The sequence below is a fragment of the Planococcus sp. S3-L1 genome, assembly GCF_030063085.1.
Taxonomy (GTDB): Bacteria; Bacillota; Bacilli; order Bacillales_A; family Planococcaceae; genus Planococcus; species Planococcus kocurii.
In genome coordinates this window covers 1-19,494 of the sequence record NZ_JASISN010000027.1, presented here as the reverse complement: position 1 = coordinate 19,494, position 19,494 = coordinate 1, and the positions used below count along the sequence as shown (strand labels likewise).

Here is a 19,494-nt window from a genome sequence, read left to right as displayed (position 1 = left end):
GCAGAAAAGTATAGCTGATTTGAAAGTGAAAAACATGCTTGCGGGAGCTTGGTTATTATGATACAATACTGTGATGTGAGTAATATTTATGAATTGCTTGCTCCTTGCCCGCTGGATACAGCAGGGCCCAAGTCCATGAGGAGGTGACAACACGATGAGAGAATATGAATTAATGTATATCATTCAGCCTGCAATTGAAGAGGAAGCGAAAAAAGCTCTAGTTGAGCGTTTTAACGACATCCTTACTTCTAACGGCGCTGAAATCATCGAGTCGAAAGAGTGGGGTAAACGTCGTTTAGCTTATGAAATCAACGATTTGCGTGAAGGTTTCTACCAGATCGTTAAAATCAATTCTGGTTCTGAAGCTATCAACGAATACACACGTCTTGCGAACATTAACGAAGACATTATTCGTCATATCGCTGTACGCAAAGACGCGTAAACAGGATACTGGCACTGAAATTTTTTTGACTTGAAGGAGGTTGAATTCTGATGATTAACCGAGTTGTTTTAGTCGGAAGACTGACAAAAGATCCAGACCTTCGTTACACACCAAGCGGCGCGGCAGTTGCTCGTTTTACACTTGCTGTAAATCGGACTTTCTCCAACGCTCAAGGTGAACGCGAAACGGATTTCATTAATTGTACTGTTTGGCGCAAACAAGCTGAAAATACAGCGAACTTCCTGAAAAAAGGAAGCTTGGCTGGTGTTGAAGGCCGCATCCAGACTGGTAGCTACGAGGGACAAGACGGGAAACGCGTCTATACAACAGAAGTAGTAGCGGACAGTGTTCAATTCCTTGAACCGAAAAGCGCTAATACGGATCGTTCACAAGGGCAGCAGCCTTCCTATCAACAGAACCAATCACCGAGCCCAAGTCAGCAAAACCATACTCGTGTAGATGAAGATCCATTCTCAAGCGGTAGCGGTCCGATCGAAGTATCGGATGACGATTTACCGTTCTAAGATGGACTGGAACTGACGATTAACTATTAAGTAAAGGAGGTAATTCGATATGGCACCACGTCGCGGAGGAAAAAAACGGAAAAAGGTTTGTTACTTTACTTCCAACAACATCACGCACATTGACTATAAAGATACTGATCTTTTGAAGAAATTCATTTCTGAAAGAGGGAAAATCTTGCCACGTCGTGTTACAGGCACTAGCGCTAAATGGCAACGTAAGTTGACAATCGCTATTAAACGCTCACGTATCATGGCACTTCTACCGTTTGTTGCGGAAGAAAGATAATTATGATTCTGAAAAGACCGGGAAACCGGTCTTTTTTTTGTGTGCTGAAATAGACAGCATTAGTCGTAGAAGAGTGTTTTAGTGTCTTCATCGGATTCAAAGTAGCTATGGCTTTCTATGGTACTGCTCGTTTTGTTCAGGTTCTTGAATCATGGTACAATTACAAGGATGAAATCTACCCGAAAGAAGGGGAAAAACAGTCATATGCAAAATCAACAAACACGACAACTTACAAATGGGGCAATGATGGCAGCAGTGTTTACAGTCTTGCTAGCAATCTCGGTATATGTGCCCGTTTTGAGTATAGTCAGTACGTTAATTCTCGCATTGCCCGTCGCTTGGTACAGCGCGAAGTATCCGTGGAAAGCTTCTGCTCTTTTTGCGTCGGTCTGTCTGGTGCTATCGTTTATCATTGGTGGTCTTTTATCAGTACCACTAGCGTTAATTCATGTGCCACTCGGCTTAGCAATTGGTCTTTCAATTTATTATAAGAAAAGTAAATTATTCATGTTCATGGGTGCCAGTATCGTTCTTTTAGCATCATTGATGATTCAATATGTGGCTTCGATTGTACTATTTGGTATCAATGTATTAGAAGAATTTATGGTGATGTTCGATGAATCTTATGAGCAGACAGGTTCAATGATGAAAAGTTTAGGAGCTTCCGAAGCTTCGATAAAAGAATACAACGAACTGGTTGTTCAATTGCAGCAGTCGTTCGAAACTTTAGTGCCTGTGTTATTGGTATTGGGTGTTTTCATGTCGGTATGGGTGTTGCTATTAATTGTGTTGCCTATATTAAAACGTGTTGGCATTACAGCTCCTAAGTTTCCACCTTTTCGAAATATGCGATTACCAAAATCTGTTTTATGGTATTATTTAATCGTGTTGCTGGTGTCATTATTATCGGACTTTGAACCCGGAACAATGGCATATATGGTTTTCATTAATGCATCCGTGCTGCTCCAATTCCTATTATTCCTGCAAGGTGTCTCTTTTTATCATTTTTACATCCATCAGGAAAATTGGCCGAAATGGGTAACCGTACTGGTGACATTGTTGGCATTTCCATTGCAGTCATTCACGAGTATTGTCGGAATCGTAGACCTTGGATTTGATATCCGTGGGTGGGTCAAGCGAGCGCACGAGTTTAAAGGAAAATAAGGAGCTGAAGAATAATGTCGGCTTTTTTCAGAAAAAGAAAACTTCGATATCCACTTATCGCCTTGCTAGTTCTTGGTATGGCCGCATCCATTCTAATTTCACTTTGGTCGGAATGGGCAGCTGGCATCTTTATACTGCTTTTTGTGCTAGTTTTTACCATAACTTGGGTAACAGAAAAAAGAGTCTATGAGGCTACTGAAAAACACATTGAAGCATTGTCTTACCGAATGAAGAAAGTCGGCGAGGAAGCATTGCTCGAGATGCCAATCGGAATTTTGCTAGTCAATGAACATTATCATATTGAGTGGGCAAATCCCTATATGACTACGACCCTTAAGTACGATTCATTAATTGGAGAGTCACTTTATACACTTTCTGATGATTTTCATCCATTAGTAAAATCTGAAGAAACGACAGAAATGACGATCGCGTTAGGAGATCGGAAATACCGTGTCTATTATAAAGCGGACGATCGCTTGTTTTATCTTTTCGATATTACGGAGCAGGTAGAGATTGAGACGCTTTATTACGCGGATCGTACCGTTATCGGTATTTTATTCATTGATAATTACGATGAACTTGCACAAGGAATGGACGACCAGACGCGGAGTAATTTAAGTAGTTTAGTAACGTCGCTCGTCAATCAATGGGGCGCAAAGCATGGCATTTTCGTGAAACGCATTTCCTCTGAGCGTTTTATGGCTGTTTTCAATGAATCGATTTTAAAAGAGCTGGAGTTGTCGAAATTCGCTATTTTGGATGATATCCGTGAAGTCACATCTAAAGATAATTTAGCGCTGACGTTGAGTATCGGTGTAGGTGCTGGTTCTGCGTCGCTAGTTGAGCTTGGTGGACTGGCTCAGTCAGGACTTGACCTAGTTCTCGGACGTGGTGGAGACCAAGTCGCTATTAAACATCCGAGTGGAAAAGTGAAATTTTATGGTGGCAAGACCAATCCGGTTGAAAAACGAACACGTGTCAGGGCGCGCGTTATTTCGCACGCGCTGCGTGATTTGATTCAAGAAAGTGATCAAGTGTTCATCATGGGCCATAAAATGCCGGATATGGATTCGATTGGTGCTGCAGTGGGTGTAGCAAAAATGGCGGCCATGAATAAAGTCAAAGGACGAATTATTCTTGATTTTGATGAATACGATCGTAGCGTCATGAGGTTGATGGAAGCCATTGAAGGAGACCCTGAACTGTTTGCGCAGTTTATCACGCCTGAAGAAGCGTTAGCAAATATGACCGAGCATTCACTACTTGTCGTCGTAGATACGCATAAACCATCGATGGTCATCGATGAACGTGTGCTGCAACGGATGGAACGCGTTGTTTTAATTGACCATCACCGAAGAGGTGAAGAATTTATTACCAATACAATGCTTGTTTATATGGAGCCCTATGCATCATCAACAGCTGAATTGGTGACTGAACTCATCGAATATCAGCCAAAGCATGAAAAGTTATCAATGCTTGAAGCGACAGCGATGTTGGCTGGTATTATAGTAGACACGAAGAGCTTCACATTGAGAACAGGAGCTCGAACATTCGAAGCTGCGTCTTACTTGCGTTCGAACGGAGCTGATACGGTGCTCGTCCAACGCATTCTAAAAGAAGATTTAGAAACGTACGTGGAACGTGCGAAAATCGTTCAGACAGTAGAATTTGCCGGTGAAGGCATTGCTATTGCAAGAGGTGAGTCTGATCGCGTTTACAGTCCTGTTCTGATTGCTCAAACAGCAGATATCCTGCTGACGATGAAAGATGTTAATGCATCCTTTGTGGTCGCTGAGCGTACAGAAGGTGGCATTGGCATCAGTGCACGGTCACTAGGTGAAGTCAACGTTCAAATTATTATGGAAAATCTCGGCGGGGGTGGTCATTTAACCAATGCGGCCACTCAAATGCCGAATACCACAATCGAACAAGCCGTTGAACAATTAAAAGTGGTAATTTTAGAAGATACTGAAGGAGGAACAAACGAATGAAAGTGATATTTTTGAAAGACGTAAAAGGTAAAGGTAAAAAAGGTGAAATTAAAAATGTAGCGGATGGTTATGCGCATAACTTCTTATTGAAAAACAATTGGGCGATTGAAGCAAACCAAGCAACCATTAGCAAATTGGATGGACAAAAGAAAAAAGAGCAAAAAGAAGCTGACCTAGAGCGTCAAGAAGCAGAACAGTTGAAGGAAAAACTAGAAAGCTTAACAATCGAATTGACTGCTAAATCTGGAGAAGGCGGACGTATTTTCGGATCAATTACGACGAAACAAGTAGCGACAGCTCTTGAGAAGAAAAATGGTATCAAATTAGACAAACGTAAAATGGAATTAGACGATGCCATTCGCGCGCTTGGCTATACGAATATTCCTGTAAAATTGCATCAGGATGTGACCGCTACACTTCGAGTTCACGTTACCGAAGAAGCGTAAGGTGAGACACCGATGAACGAAACGATAGATCGTGTCCCCCCGCACAACCACGAAGCTGAGCAATCGGTGATTGGTGCCATCTTTTTAGAGCCACCTTCTCTGATCACGGTTGCTGAAATCGTCATGGCAGAAGATTTTTACCGGATTGCCCATCAAAAGATTTTCCAGACGATGCTGAATTTAGCGGATCACGGAAAAGCAATTGATGTTGTGACTGTGACAGAAGAGCTTTCTGTCAAAAAAGAATTAGAGGACGTTGGCGGTTTATCTTATTTAACGGAAATCGCTAACGCCGTACCAACGGCAGCAAACGTTGCGCATTACGCTCATATTGTGGAAGAGAAAGCGATATTGCGCCGCCTCATTCGAGTAGCGACAACGATTGTAGAGGATGGGTTTACACGTGAAGACGAAGTAGAAGCCTTGCTTGCTGAAGCTGAAAAAAAAATGATGGAAGTGTCGAATCGTAAGAATGCCGGCGATTTTATTCACATCAAAGACGTTTTAGTTAAGACCTATGATAATATCGAGTTGCTGCATACCCGCAAAGGAGACGTTACAGGGATCCCTACAGGCTTCCGTGACCTTGATAAGGTAACAGCAGGATTTCAGCGAAACGACTTGATTATCGTGGCTGCACGGCCTTCTGTTGGTAAGACTGCTTTCGCTTTGAACGTGGCACAAAATGTTGCAACGAAAACAGACGAAAACGTCGCGATTTTCAGTTTGGAGATGGGTGCTGAACAGCTCGTCATGCGTATGCTATGTGCGGAAGGTAATATCGATGCACAGGTATTACGGACAGGAGCACTTCAAAACGAAGATTGGCGCAAGTTGACAATGGCTATGGGGAGTTTATCAAATGCTGGAATTTTCATCGATGATACGCCCGGAATTCGAGTGAACGATATTCGTGCCAAATGTCGTCGACTCAAACAGGAATATGGACTTGGCATGATTATGATTGATTATCTTCAGCTAATTCAAGGACCTGGACGTTCAGGAGAAAACCGTCAGCAAGAAGTATCGGATATTTCCCGTTCGTTGAAAGGCTTAGCTCGTGAGTTAGAGGTACCGGTTATTGCGTTGTCTCAGTTATCTCGTGGAGTCGAGCAAAGGCAAGACAAGCGGCCGATGATGTCGGATTTACGTGAATCAGGAAGTATTGAGCAGGATGCTGATATTGTATCCTTCTTGTACCGTGAAGATTATTATGACAAAGAAACCGAAGATCAGAACATGATCGAAATCATCATCGCCAAACAACGTAATGGTCCAACGGGTACGGTAAAACTGGCATTTGTGAAAGAATATAATAAATTCGTTACCATCGATTGGAGTCAACATGAATCAGGTGGAGACTTTTAAACACGAACATTAAATGTGGTAACACATTTATATGTTCGTGTTTTCTTCTGTTGCGTATTGACGATTTCCTGTTTAATTGGTACAATAAAAACTGTTTGAGATAGGGCATATGCCTAACGGAGGTGCGGATTATGACATCAGTCGTAGTAGTAGGAACGCAATGGGGAGACGAAGGAAAAGGGAAAATCACAGATTTTCTATCTGAACATGCAGAAGTAATTGCACGTTACCAAGGCGGAAACAACGCTGGACATACCATTATTTTTGGTGGAGAAACGTACAAACTGCATTTGATTCCTTCAGGGATTTTCTATAAAGATAAGACATCTGTAATCGGTAACGGTATGGTCGTAGATCCGAAAGCACTTGTGAAAGAGTTAAAAGGTCTTCATGACCGTGGCGTAACAACGGAGAACTTGCGTATTTCTAACCGCGCACACGTTTTATTGCCATACCACATCAAGCAAGATGAAGTGGAAGAAGCACGCCGCGGAGCAAATAAAATCGGAACAACGGGCAAAGGCATCGGCCCTGCTTATATGGACAAAGCAGCACGTGTCGGAATTCGCATGGCGGATTTATTGGATCACGTTGTGTTCGAGGAAAAACTGCGCATGAACTTAAAAGAGAAAAACCGTCTGTTTGAGAAATTCTATGAAACAGAAGGTTTTACTGTAGAAGAAATTATGGAAGAATATTATGCATATGGTCAAGAAATCGCTAAATACGTAACAGATACATCAAAAGTGTTGAACGATGCAATCGACGATGGTCGCCGTGTATTGTTTGAAGGCGCTCAAGGTGTGATGCTCGACATCGACCAAGGAACTTATCCGTATGTGACATCTTCGAACCCTGTAGCGGGCGGAGTGACAATCGGTGCAGGCGTTGGTCCCACAACAATTCAGCATGTTATTGGAGTTTGTAAAGCTTATACTTCACGTGTCGGAGACGGCCCGTTCCCAACGGAATTGTTTGACGAAGTGGGTCAACAAATCCGCGAAGTTGGTAAAGAATACGGAACTACAACTGGACGTCCACGCCGCATTGGTTGGTTTGATAGTGTAGTTGTCCGCCATGCAAGACGTGTTAGTGGTTTGACAGATCTAACAGTTAACTCAATCGATGTATTAACAGGTCTTGAAACCGTGAAAATTTGTACAGCTTATCGTCATAACGGAGAGCTAATTACAGAATATCCAGCAAACTTGCGTATGCTTGCTGAATGTGAGCCTGTTTATGAAGAACTTCCAGGTTGGTCGGAAGACGTAACGAGCTGCAAATCGTTAGACGAGCTTCCTGATAATGCACGTCATTATTTGGAGCGCATTGCACAATTGACAGGCGTTCAAATTTCGATTTTCTCTGTCGGTCCTGACCGTAACCAAACAAACATTGTGACAAGTGTTTGGAGATAATGTTATTAAATTGCTGCAGATAAATGCTTTTCGTGTTTTCTTCTAACGAGCTTTTCAATTTTTACCCTTGACTCAACTTATATCGTTTTTACCAAGCAGTCGCCTATGAGCGGCTGCTTTTTGATGTTTTGAGAGAGACAATTAATTTTTGGGCAGTTGAATGGGCACGGTGTTTAGCTACAGATAGATGCGGATTAGTCTGAACAATGATAAAGTATAGGGTAGTAAAGAATGTGCAACGGTAAGAAAAAGGGTGTCAAGTTGAAAGAAAAAGGGGAGAAAAATGATGAGTAAAACAATTCTAGTTGTAGACGATGAGAAACCAATTGCAGATATTTTGCAATTCAACTTAAAAAAAGAAGGTTTTAACGTCGTATGTGCATATGACGGGGACGAAGCGATCAAAATTGCAGAAGAAATTCAGCCGGATTTAATGTTGCTGGATATCATGTTACCAAACCGTGACGGCATGGAAGTATGCCGTGAGATTCGTAAGAAATTTGATTTTCCCATCATTATGTTAACGGCAAAAGACTCAGAAATCGATAAAGTTTTGGGCTTAGAACTAGGTGCCGATGATTATGTTACAAAGCCATTTTCAACACGTGAATTGATTGCCCGTGTCAAAGCGAATTTACGTCGTCAAAACATTGCACCAGCTGAAGAAGAAGGACCCAATTCAAATGATATTCAAGTTGGTTCTTTGACGATTCAGCCAGATGCGTATCTAGTCTTAAAGCGTGACGAGACGATCGAACTGACTCACCGTGAATTTGAGTTGCTTCACTATCTTGGCAAGCATATTGGACAAGTTATGACACGTGAGCATTTGTTGCAAACTGTGTGGGGCTACGATTATTTTGGAGATGTCCGGACAGTAGACGTTACAGTGCGTCGTTTACGCGAAAAAATCGAGGACAATCCAAGCCATCCTGCATGGATCGTGACAAGACGTGGCGTAGGGTATTATTTACGAAATCCTGAACAGGAGTAGTTAAATGTCAAAATTTAATTTTTTGAAATCGATACATGTGAAATTTGTTTTGATTTATATTCTGCTGATTTTACTAGCGATGCAGATCATAGGACTGTACTTCGCTCAACAGCTTGAAGAAACGCTAAAAGGTAATTTTGAAAATTCAATTGAAGATCGTATGGAAATTATCGAATTTAGTGTGCGGGAAGAAATGATTAAAGAACGTACAGAAGAAAGCTTGACGCTCGAGCAAACTTTGCGGACGGTATTATATGGTTTTAAATCGGATGATATTAGTGAAATCCGTGTTGTTAACACGCGGTACAGTATTCTGGCGTCTTCGGTAATCGAAAACCAAGCGCTGATCGGTCAACGTTCAACAAATGATTTAGTGCGGCAATCCATTATCGGAGAAATCGGACTTGAGCAGACATATGTTGATCCTGACAGTGAAGAGCGTATTTGGGTCCGTACCTTGCCAATTGTTGCCGCCGGTGGAGAGTTCCTCGGAACTTTATACGTCGTGGCAGAAATTGAAAATGTATATGACCAAATGGACGATATTAACTCGATACTCGCTGTTGGTACGGCCATATCGCTAGTAATTACGGCAATTTTAGGTATTCTAGTTGCCCAAACGATTTCGCGACCAATTGCCGACATGCGTAGACAGGCGCAGGCTATGGCAAAAGGGAATTTTTCACGCAAAGTTAGGGTTTATAGCGATGACGAAATTGGCCAGCTTGCTCGTGCTTTTAACCATTTAACAAATAGGCTGCAGGAATCCCAACAGTCTACTGAAAGTGAACGACGTAAATTGGCTTCGGTTCTTTCGAATATGACAGACGGTGTATTATCAACTGATCGACGAGGTCGAATTATTTTAATTAATGATCCGGCATTGCAATTGCTTAATGTTTCACGTGAAACGGTGATAAATCGCCCTGTAACAAGCATACTAGGTCTCGATGAAGAATATACTTTTGAAGATTTGATAGATATGAAAGAAGCTATAACGCTCGATTTTAGTTCTTATGATCAAAGCACTTTGCTTCGGACAACATTCTCTGTTATCCAAAAGGAAACAGGTTTTGTTAATGGATTAATTGCTGTATTGCATGACAATACGGAGCAAGAAAAAATTGATATGGAACGCCGCGAATTTGTCGCCAACGTATCACATGAATTGCGGACGCCATTAACGACGATGCGCAGTTATTTAGAAGCCTTAGCGGACGGTGCGTGGCAAGATCCAGACTTGGCACCAAACTTTTTAAATGTCACTCAAACAGAAACAGAACGAATGATTCGACTTGTTAATGATTTGTTGAAATTATCGAAAATGGATTCTAGTGAGACGGAATTGAGCAAGGAAATGGTTGAATTTAATGTCTTTTTCAATCGTATTATTGATCGTTTTGAAATGTCGAAATCACACAAAGTGGATTTTGAACGTCATTTACCAAAAGAGCAGTATTTTGTCGAAATTGATCCCGATAAATTAACGCAAGTAATCGATAATATTATTTCCAACGCCTTGAAATACTCTCCAAAAGGTGGCAAAGTCCGTTTTGATATGACTGTAGAAGAAGGATCTTTGTTGATTCAAATTAGTGATCAAGGCATGGGGATTCCGAAAGAAAATGTCGATCGGATTTTTGATCGTTTTTACCGTGTCGACCGCGCGAGATCTCGCGAAATGGGCGGAACCGGCTTAGGGTTGGCCATTTCTAAAGAAATGATTAATGCGCACGGTGGTGTCATCTGGGCAGAGAGCAAGTTCGGAAAAGGGACCAATATATTCTTTACGCTGCCATTCGAGATGGATGATGGAGGTGAGTGGGATTGAAATATGTAGAGCTAATTAAGTCAGTTGCCTTATTTTTGCTGATTCTACTTAGTCTGGCATTGACCTTTACGATCTGGACTTTCACTCCAACGCACAAAACCATTGAACCATCGACGACAGTAGAAACACCGATAGCAGAAACTAAGAATATTGAAGAAATTGTTCGTCCGGTAAAACTGCTGTTTCATGATGAGGAGTTAGTGACTGGAACAGTCGACCAAACCAATATCGAAGTGCTGGTCGATTCATTGCAACAATGGGAAATAAAGAATATAAGACTCGTACAAGAAGAAGCACCTCCTGCAACGTTAACGTCTTATATGCATAGTTCTAAGCGAACAGTTCTTTACTATCCAGGATTGGTTCCACTCCCTGTATTTGATTCGATTAACAATATCGTGGATGCAACAATTCCAGAATCTTCGTTTGACAGGCTTATCATCGAATGGGAAACACTGGCGAACGGTCAACCGACCTTGTACTTTATCAATACGTTGTCTGGAAGAATCTACAAAGCAGATATTCGTCCAGAAGACCTGGATCAATTTCAAACAGAAATTGGAGATCAAGCTGCCAACTACGAAACTTACGTAACAGATGAAACAATTGGCACTTTGCCGATTTATGTACAAAAAGGCCAAGTTGAGAAAGAAAGTGTGGATTATGTACTAGAGGAAACGCCGAATGCAAAATTTGCTGAAGCTTTGCTCGACAGTCCTTCACTTGGATTATCTGCGGACTTAATGACACAAGAGTATACAGACGATTCTGGAGCATTGATGAGAGAAAATTTAACGACTAAAAGTATTAGCTATATCCAGCCAAAAGCTGAAACATCTGATCCAGCTATTCCCTCTGACTTGTTATTCGATTCTCTCAGCTACGTTAATGCGCATGGTGGTTGGACGGATAAGTATTTATTCGCAGGAATGAATTCAGTAAATCAGCAAATTAAGTATCAATTATACGTAGGCGATTTACCGGTCTTTAGCACTTCCACAACGACTGATTTGGATATTAAGTGGGGGATAGATGAAGGCGAAGAACAAGTTTATAGTTATGTTCGCCCGACCTATCAGTTAGAAACTGAAGCAGAAAAAGAGCCCAGAGTGTTAATGTCGGGAGAAGAAGTGCTGAAAGCTTTAAGCCAAGGGGATAAAAAAGAACTAGCCACTATAACCGATATTACACTTGCCTATACATTAACAAGAAGAGAAGGAGATTCTGTCGTCACTGTAGCTGTTTTTGAGCCCGCATGGTATTTTAAAGCGAATGGTAGTTGGACAGAGCTGACGAATGAATTGACGGGAGGACGCGAACTTGGATTGGAATAAAACCAAAACCATTTTTATTATTGTCTTTTCTATTTTGAATGTCTTTTTGTATTCGCTGTATTTAAATCGCTATACAGAGGCAAAAAATGTAGAAGTCCTTTCGGAATCATCAGTGGATGAAAAATTAGCTGCAGATAAAATTACGTATTCAAATCTTCCTGAAAACTTGGAAGGCATGCCTTATATTCGCGGTGAGACGAAAATCTTCACTTCTAAAGATGCACCCAAAGACAACGTTCAAGTTAATATTCAAGATGGAAAACAGCTGCAGGTGTCCTTTGAAAAAGCGGTTTCTCCAACTGGAGAAGCAGAGAGCGTAGAAGCCTTGAATGCATTCATGGAACAAACTGTTTACGAAGGCACTTCTTATGAATTGTGGGAAATTGATAAAGAACAAAACAGAGCCGTTTTTTTCCAAACCTTTGGTGGTGAAATTCTTTATTTTAGTGAGAGTGGAAAAGTAACGGTTTATTGGAACGACCAAGGGGATATCGTCCGCTACGATCAAACGATGTTCACAGATGTTATCGAAAATCAGGAATCCAAAGAATTAGTAACAGCTGTAACAGCTATTCATACGCTGTATCAAAAAAACAAGTTGAAGCCTGGATTGAAAATCGTTAAAACAGAACTTGGCTATTCCGTACATGTACAAGTATCAAAAAATCGGCAAATGTTTGTGCCGACTTGGCATGTTGAAGCAGAACTCAAAGATGGTAGTCGAGAGGATTATTTCGTAAATGCTGTAAAAGATGGCGTGATCGAATTGAACAAACAAGAAGAAATAGAGTAGGGAGATTTTTGCTATGCAATTCAGTGTATTAGCCAGCGGTTCAACCGGCAATGCTACTTACATCGAAAACGGCGAACATTCTTTTTTAGTCGATGCGGGACTCAGCGGTCGTAAGATGGAAGAGTTGTTTGCTGCAATCGGTAAAAAAATGAGCGATTTAGATGGAATATTGGTGACACATGAACACAGTGATCATATTAAAGGACTCGGCATTGTGGCACGTAAACACAAAGTGCCGATTTATGCCAATGCGAAAACGTGGACTGCGATGGACGGGTTAATCGGAGCGGTTCCAGTAGAGCAGCGCTTCCATTTTGATATGGATACGATAAAAACTTTTGGTTCGATGGACATTGAATCGTTCGCGGTGTCGCACGATGCGGCAGATCCCATGTTTTATGTCTTTCATGCAAACGGTCGGAAGCTGTCGCTGATTACAGACACAGGTTATGTCAGCGACCGGATGAAAGGTGTGATTCAAGCGTCGGATTCGTATGTGTTTGAAAGCAATCACGATGTTGGAATGTTGCAGATGGGGCGTTATCCATGGTCGATTAAGCGTCGAATTTTAAGCGATGTCGGTCATGTGTCCAATGAAGATGCAGCGGTCGCGATGAGCGAAGTACTTGCTGAAAAACCGACGCGTATTTATCTTTCGCATTTGAGTAAGGATAATAATATGAAGGATTTGGCGCGTATGAGTGTTGAACAAACTTTGCAGTCGAAAGGGATTATTACGGGCGAATACGTGAATTTGTTTGATACCGATGCCAATATACCGACTAAGTTGATTGTTGTATAAGAGAAGAGCTGTTCAAAGGTCATGAAAGTGACTTTCGAATGGCTTTTTTTGTTGTACATTGAAATTTGTAAGCAAGCTTTCCGTTCCAGCGCTTGCTTTCCGCGGGTGCAGCCTCTGCCGCTTCCCTCGCTTTGCTCAGTCCAGTGGCTCCGGCTAGCACTATTCCCGCAGGAGTCGAGCGCTTACACTCCAAGCAGCTAGAGGATGTTCTATAAACGATGAGTAGGGAGGAACCAAGTTTTCCGACTTGCTTTGGTCACGTGAAATTTTTAAACTAAAATGATAAAGGTCTTATAAATGGTTCAAACGGGGTAAATAGATAGAGAAGATAAAGGAAGGATGAGTGCGGTGGGTTATTACAATCAAACACCGAACGGTAGGCAGAGACCTAGTCGTTTAGGTGCGTTTGCTGCAGGTTTAGGCGGAGTGGTAGTAGGTGCATTGTTGGTATGGTTATTGTTTTATTCGATGCCGGAATTGAGACCGGATAGTAGTAGTGAGACACAGATTGTTCAGCAGGAAGCGGAAGGGCGTTCAGAAGCGGTTTCGGTTGATATTACGACTGATGTGACAGAAGCGGTTGAGATAGCAGCGGATGCGGTAGTGGGCGTTACCAATTTGCAATCGGCTGGAGATTTTTGGTCTCAAGCACCTCAACAAGAGCAAGCTGTTGGAACAGGCTCTGGTGTCATTTATAAAAATGATAACGGCAAAGCATATGTTGTGACGAACCATCATGTAATCGATGGTGCGACGGGAGTAGAAGTCACTTTGTCAGACGGTTCAAAAGTCGAGGCGACAGTAGTGGGTAGCGATATTTGGACGGACCTTGCTGTTCTGGAAATGGATGGAGCGAAGGTACAGGCGGTTGCTCAATTTGGAGATTCGGATGCGTTGAAACAAGGCGAGGCGGTTATCGCGATTGGTAATCCATTAGGACTCGATTTTTCAGGATCGGTGACAACAGGTGTCGTTTCAGGAAAAGATCGTGCGGTTCCAGTGGATTTGAACGGTGATGGTCAAGAAGACTGGCAGGCAGAAGTACTTCAAACAGACGCTGCAATCAATCCGGGGAATAGCGGCGGTGCGTTGGTTAATTTGGCTGGACAGTTGATCGGCATCAATTCAATGAAAATCGCAACATCATCAGTAGAAGGAATCGGCTTTTCCATTCCAATCAATTCAGCGATACCGGTTATTAATTCGCTCGAAGAGAAAGGCGAGATGATTCGGCCATCAATGGGTGTTACGTTGCTTGATTTAGCTCAAGTGCCTCAAGTCTATCGTCAAGAGACATTAAAGCTTCCTGTAGACGTCACAGAGGGCGTTGTGGTGAATTCTGTAGTAGAAGGCTCTGCAGCAGAAGCTGCCGGCATGGAACAGTTTGATGTCATTGTGGAGATGGACGGAGTTGCCATAGTAGATATCATTGAGCTGCGTCAGCATTTGTATAATGAAAAGAAAATCGGAGATTTATTGAAAGTTAGCGCTTATCGCAACGGAGAACTGATGGAATTTGAATTAGAGCTTGTGGATAATTCAGCATTGTAAAATAGAAAACCTGCATAGGAGCTTCTATGCAGGTTTTAAACTGTAGACAAACTCGATTGATTCGAGGGGTCTGCATTTTTTTTGTGGAAATCCATCGCTCCGGAGTAGGCGCCTTCGCTAGTGAAAAATTCTTTTTAAGATAGGAAAATCGTCTTTTGGGCATCCTGAATTTGTTTATTTTAAGGAATAGCCACCGTCTACGACTATTTCCGCACCGTTTATATAAGATGCTTTGTCTGAAGCTAAGAACAAAACAACTTCTGCAATCTCACTGGGTTTCCCGTAACTTCCTCTAGGGTGTCCTTTAGATTGCTTTTCATAATTCTCTTTTCCACCATATGCATTAATGGATAAGTCAGTTTCTGTAGGGCCAGGAGATATGCAATTGACGCGGATTCCCAGATTAGCAAAGCGAAGTGCCGTGCTTTGAGTCATCGCGACAACGGCTGCTTTTGTTCCACTATAAGCGGGTAGCATCGGATTAACCTTGTCGTTTCCAAGAATCGCGGCATTGTTAATAATGACTCCATTACGCTTCTTACTCATCACAAGTAAAGAATATTTCATGTAGAGGAAGATAGCCGTTTGATTGACAGCGATTAAGTAATTCCAGTCATCTAGCTTTACTCGAGACAAAGGCCCCATTCCTGTAGACAGAATGCCCGCATTGTTGAATAGAATATCAACAGGGTGTTCGTCAGCTTCAAGTGTTTTAAAAAAGTTTTCGATTTCATCCACGTTTTCGTTATGGACTTGATAAAAATGAGCTTTGCCGTTGCAGTCACTCTCTACTTGAGAGCCTTTGTCACGATCTCTTCCAGTAAAATGAACAGTAGCCCCTTCTTTACAAAAGAAATAGACGACTTCCTTACCAATTCCATCCGTTCCACCGTTAACAATTACTACTTTGTTTTCGAACATCATAAGATCTCCTCCAAATGTAATAGTAAAGTGATAGATATGTGAAATCAGTATATAACATTCGTATAGGCAAAGGAAATCTGAGTATAAGCTATTTAAGGAAGACATGAACTTCATCTTGATTGGGAAGGATTTAATCTATGAATGTTTTTTTTATTGTCTTGAACAAATACTATTCAAATATCAAGATTTTAGAATGTAAGAAGCGGAAGAGAAGTTAGAATAATATGTGGATAACTTTTTGCGTGTTAAATTATTATTAACAATCCACAGGCCAACAAAAGCTTCGCTATCCGTAACTCTTTGCTTCTGTTAAAATAGATTGTGGATAAAAGGAACAAAATGTGCATAACTGTGTGGAATATTCGGAATTTAAAAGGAGTGAAAAAAATGGAGATTAAATGCTGTAAAACCCATGTAGAGCATGCCTTAGACAAGTTTGTAGCTGAAGTAAAAAGCTACCCCATACTTACAGAATTATCAGAAATAGAAAAGTTATCCACAGTATGTGATTACTGTGAAGAGGCTGCAACGTATCTTGTGGCGAACGAATGATCTGGCACAAGATGTAGAAAAACCTGTGGATATGTGCATAACATATGTGCGTAACTTGTTTGTAAATTTAATGTAAAGGGGGATAAGATGTGAATATCTCAATTATCAGTGTAGGAAAGTTGAAAGAAAAATATTTGAAATCAGGCATTGAAGAGTATATAAAAAGACTGGGAAGCTATTCAAAAATAAATGAAATCGAAGTAGCAGACGAAAAAGCACCAGAGCAGTTGAGTGATGCAGACATGGAAATCGTCAAAAAGAAAGAAGCCGACCGAATTATGGCGAAAATTTCCGCTGACGCGTACGTCATTGCCTTAGCGATCGACGGCAAAATGAAAACCTCAGAGCAGCTCGCAAAAGACATCGAGTCGTTGATGACTTACGGCCGTAGTAAAATCGTCTTTGTGATTGGCGGATCGCTTGGGTTACATGACGAAGTGTTAAAGCGGGCTGATGAAAAGTTGTCGTTTTCGAAGATGACGTTTCCTCATCAATTGATGAAGTTGATTTTGGTGGAGCAGGTTTATCGGGCGTTTCGGATTATGAAGGGTGAACCTTATCATAAGTAAGTGAGGTTTTGAATTTGCTAGTGAACTAACTATCTACTCGGGATTTCAACGGCATAAATATCAATAGTTTAAGTTATGATACCATCATGGTAATTTCTATTTTCAGGAGTGATTTAATGATAGCTGGATTATTTGTAAATGGATTTAAATCGTATTCACAAACTTCTTATATTCATTTATGTAAAAGTTCTACGTACAAGTTTACAACTATAGTCGGAAAAAATGGAACTGGGAAGAGTGCTATTTTAGAAGCTTTAAATTTTTATTTTAAGCAAGGTTTTTGGAATGCAAACAAACAGAGTAAAAATAAAGATGATATGTTTATTTCGCCAGTTTTCCTTATTGAAAAAGTTGCATTTAATAAATGGATTGATCATTCACCAGAATTTAAAAGTCAGTCATCAAAAATAAAAAAGAATTTAGAGAGTATAAGTAGATTTTTGTGGGAAGAAGCAAACGATACGTTTAAGGGTGCAATCAGGAGACCATATATTGTTGATTTTTTTAATCAAGTCAATAATTTGAAAAGAGATTATCAAAAAGATTATTATCTTTTGGTCATTGGAAGAGATGTTGATTCGAAAAATACAAGCAAGCCCATGTCAGGATATGAAAAAGAACTAGACAGTATATCGCTGGAACTAATTAATAGTGTAATTGAAAATTATTATACTTATATATATATTCCAGTAGAACAACATGCTAGTTCAACATTGAAAATTGACAATGTTCAAATGCAAAAAATTATGAATCAGAATGTCATTTTAAAAATTGAAGGCTTGTTAAAAGAAAAAATGTTAGTTGATGGCAAGAGCCAATCATTAATTGATCATATTAATAACCAACTTTCATTATTCGTAGAAGAAATAAATAGTACAGTTAAAATTGTAGACGATACTTATGAATTCAAAGGTCAAAGAAATAGAAAACAAAATTTAACAGCAGCTGATATAGTGGATAATATTTTAGAAGGTTATTTTTCAAAAAGAACTCTCAAAAGTTCTCATAAAGAATTGGAAGATTTAAGCTCTGGAGAACAACGTAGAGCTATGATTGATGTAATCTATGCATTTCTAAAAAATAAAGGTAAAGAGAACGAGTCTACAGGGAGAAATGTAATTTTGGCTATTGATGAACCGGAGATTTCTCAAGATATCTCCCACTGTTTTGAACAATTCGAAAGGTTAGAGAGACTTTCAACTGAATACGGAAATCAAGTTTTAGTAACTACTCATTGGTATGGAATTCTTCCAGTAATTGAAAATGGAACAATGTTACATTTATCTGAATCTACAAGTTATGAAAATAAATTTTCTATTTTTGATTTTTATAACTATTTGGATAATCGAGAGCAATTTCCTGATGAAATTCAACTTAAAAGTATGTATGATTTAGCAATCAGCCTCTCAACTTATATCAGAAAAGATACCTCAAAATATTTGCTGCTGTGTGAGGGTGGTACTGACAAGCGATATCTTGAAACGTTATTAGATACCAAAAAAGTACGAGTAATTCCGGTTGGCGGAATAGATAACGTTAAAAATATTTTTAGTTTACTAGTCATGCCATTAAAAATTGATAAAAAATCTAATAGTATAAAAAAAGTATTGTGCTTAACAGATACCGATCCTAATTTAACTAACAATACAGATATTAGTAAAGATCCATCTGGCAATATCCAATTGAAGCGACTTCAAATTAATGTTGAGAAATCGAAAGTGGATTTAGTGAATTTAGATAATTTTAATCCGCAAGCAGCTTATAAAGTAACTAGAATTGAAGATGTCCTATCAACCAAAATTTATAAAAAAGTTCTTGAAAATCTATTGAATGAGATATTAGAAGGAAGCGATTTTGAAGGCTTTTCTCATGCAAACTATAGCTTTTTAGAAGACTCTTTATTTACAAACTTGATTGGAGATACACAATTTTTGCACTGTAAACGAGTGGAGGCAACTAAAAGAAAACCAGATTTCATCAAATTTGTTGAATCAAAAAAAACTCGTCTATCATACGATTATGTATCAGAATTTAATCGAGCATATGAAAATGAACAGATTGAGGATATCCCTTTACTATTTCAAAGTATTCAAGAATTCTTTAAAGATGAAGTATTAAAACCAATACCCGATATAGTTTCATCAAAGCAAACAGTTTCATGAGAAGAAAAGATTTCAAATAGATATTACACACTTCTTCAGATACACAGAGCAAATCTTTCAATAAAGATTGACTTTGGTATACAATATATTTTTGGAGTATATTTTCTAAAGTTGTCTGTTTTTAACAAAAAAGAGACAGCCAATCATTGGCTGTCTCTTTCCAGCTTGTTGAGAAACTAAGGTTTTATCAATTATCTTCTTAGTGGATTGGTCAACAAACAAAAGAACGTGAAGTTTTTAGACCCTTCTGCTAAGCAGAAGGGTCATTTTTTTGATGTTTTGCACTGCGGCTGTCAGATAAGCCTGTTCTTGGACAGACTTGCGCCCTCGTCGCCTTGCGTAA

Annotated in this window: 18 protein-coding genes; 17 read left to right on the top strand and 1 reads right to left on the bottom strand. The window is 40.1% G+C overall.

The window, feature by feature from the left end; genetic code table 11:
- Positions 1-154: 154 nt before the first annotated feature.
- From rpsF to QMF37_RS16670, 14 genes are all read left to right on the top strand, one after another.
- Positions 155-442: a 30S ribosomal protein S6 gene (gene rpsF, locus QMF37_RS16735; RefSeq protein ID WP_058383866.1), complete on the top strand. Its 288-nt coding sequence runs from the start codon at positions 155-157 to the stop codon at positions 440-442.
- 50 nt (positions 443-492) lie between these two features.
- Positions 493-966, top strand: a complete 474-nt coding sequence (gene ssb, locus QMF37_RS16730) for a single-stranded DNA-binding protein (RefSeq protein ID WP_008497641.1) — start codon at positions 493-495, stop codon at positions 964-966.
- Between the two features lie 49 nt (positions 967-1,015).
- Positions 1,016-1,252 carry a 30S ribosomal protein S18 gene (gene rpsR / locus QMF37_RS16725; protein ID WP_006830564.1) on the top strand — a complete coding sequence of 79 codons (237 nt, stop codon included), beginning with the start codon at positions 1,016-1,018 and terminating at the stop codon, positions 1,250-1,252.
- 204 nt (positions 1,253-1,456) lie between these two features.
- Positions 1,457-2,416, top strand: coding sequence for a YybS family protein (locus QMF37_RS16720; protein WP_071152947.1), 960 nt, complete (start codon positions 1,457-1,459; stop codon positions 2,414-2,416).
- A gap of 14 nt (positions 2,417-2,430) precedes the next feature.
- The gene (locus QMF37_RS16715) at positions 2,431-4,407 is read left to right on the top strand and encodes a DHH family phosphoesterase (RefSeq protein ID WP_071152946.1); all 1,977 of its coding nucleotides are present in this window, start codon (positions 2,431-2,433) and stop codon (positions 4,405-4,407) included.
- Positions 4,404-4,853, top strand: a complete 450-nt coding sequence (gene rplI / locus QMF37_RS16710; protein ID WP_058383869.1) for a 50S ribosomal protein L9 — start codon at positions 4,404-4,406, stop codon at positions 4,851-4,853. Before QMF37_RS16715 ends, rplI begins: the two co-directional genes overlap by 4 nt.
- Before the next feature lie 12 nt (positions 4,854-4,865).
- Positions 4,866-6,221 carry a replicative DNA helicase gene (gene dnaB, locus QMF37_RS16705; protein ID WP_049693565.1) on the top strand — a complete coding sequence of 452 codons (1,356 nt, stop codon included), beginning with the start codon at positions 4,866-4,868 and terminating at the stop codon, positions 6,219-6,221.
- Positions 6,222-6,352: 131 nt separating this feature from the next.
- A complete protein-coding gene (locus QMF37_RS16700) occupies positions 6,353-7,639 on the top strand; it encodes an adenylosuccinate synthase (RefSeq protein ID WP_058383870.1) in 1,287 nt (428 codons plus the stop codon).
- 286 nt (positions 7,640-7,925) lie between these two features.
- On the top strand, positions 7,926-8,633 hold the full coding sequence (gene yycF / locus QMF37_RS16695; RefSeq protein ID WP_058383871.1) for a response regulator YycF: 708 nt from the start codon (positions 7,926-7,928) through the stop codon (positions 8,631-8,633).
- A 4-nt stretch (positions 8,634-8,637) separates the two neighbouring features.
- Complete coding sequence (gene walK, locus QMF37_RS16690; protein ID WP_058383872.1) at positions 8,638-10,464, top strand: cell wall metabolism sensor histidine kinase WalK; 1,827 nt, start codon at positions 8,638-8,640, stop codon at positions 10,462-10,464.
- The gene (locus tag QMF37_RS16685) at positions 10,455-11,798 is read left to right on the top strand and encodes a YycH family regulatory protein (RefSeq protein ID WP_237150096.1); all 1,344 of its coding nucleotides are present in this window, start codon (positions 10,455-10,457) and stop codon (positions 11,796-11,798) included. The genes walK and QMF37_RS16685 overlap by 10 nt, the downstream gene beginning before the upstream one ends.
- Complete coding sequence (locus tag QMF37_RS16680) at positions 11,785-12,591, top strand: two-component system regulatory protein YycI (protein WP_058383874.1); 807 nt, start codon at positions 11,785-11,787, stop codon at positions 12,589-12,591. Before QMF37_RS16685 ends, QMF37_RS16680 begins: the two co-directional genes overlap by 14 nt.
- Positions 12,592-12,604: 13 nt before the next feature.
- Positions 12,605-13,393, top strand: a complete 789-nt coding sequence (locus QMF37_RS16675; protein WP_058383875.1) for an MBL fold metallo-hydrolase — start codon at positions 12,605-12,607, stop codon at positions 13,391-13,393.
- Positions 13,394-13,741: 348 nt separating this feature from the next.
- Positions 13,742-14,944, top strand: a complete 1,203-nt coding sequence (locus QMF37_RS16670; RefSeq protein ID WP_071152971.1) for a S1C family serine protease — start codon at positions 13,742-13,744, stop codon at positions 14,942-14,944.
- 174 nt (positions 14,945-15,118) lie between these two features.
- Here the strand turns inward: QMF37_RS16670 and QMF37_RS16665 are convergent, their stop codons facing one another.
- The gene (locus tag QMF37_RS16665; RefSeq protein ID WP_071152945.1) at positions 15,119-15,868 is read right to left on the bottom strand and encodes an SDR family NAD(P)-dependent oxidoreductase; all 750 of its coding nucleotides are present in this window, start codon (positions 15,866-15,868) and stop codon (positions 15,119-15,121) included.
- Positions 15,869-16,255: 387 nt separating this feature from the next.
- Here QMF37_RS16665 and QMF37_RS16660 point away from each other — a divergent pair, with 387 nt between their 5' ends.
- The 3 genes from QMF37_RS16660 (at position 16,256) to QMF37_RS16650 (ending at position 19,151) form a co-directional block, all read left to right on the top strand.
- Positions 16,256-16,420, top strand: coding sequence for a CxxH/CxxC protein (locus QMF37_RS16660; protein ID WP_071152944.1), 165 nt, complete (start codon positions 16,256-16,258; stop codon positions 16,418-16,420).
- A gap of 89 nt (positions 16,421-16,509) precedes the next feature.
- A complete protein-coding gene (rlmH, locus tag QMF37_RS16655; RefSeq protein ID WP_071152943.1) occupies positions 16,510-16,989 on the top strand; it encodes a 23S rRNA (pseudouridine(1915)-N(3))-methyltransferase RlmH in 480 nt (159 codons plus the stop codon).
- Positions 16,990-17,105: 116 nt separating this feature from the next.
- Positions 17,106-19,151, top strand: a complete 2,046-nt coding sequence (locus QMF37_RS16650; RefSeq protein ID WP_071152942.1) for an AAA family ATPase — start codon at positions 17,106-17,108, stop codon at positions 19,149-19,151.
- The last annotated feature ends 343 nt before the right edge of the window (positions 19,152-19,494 follow it).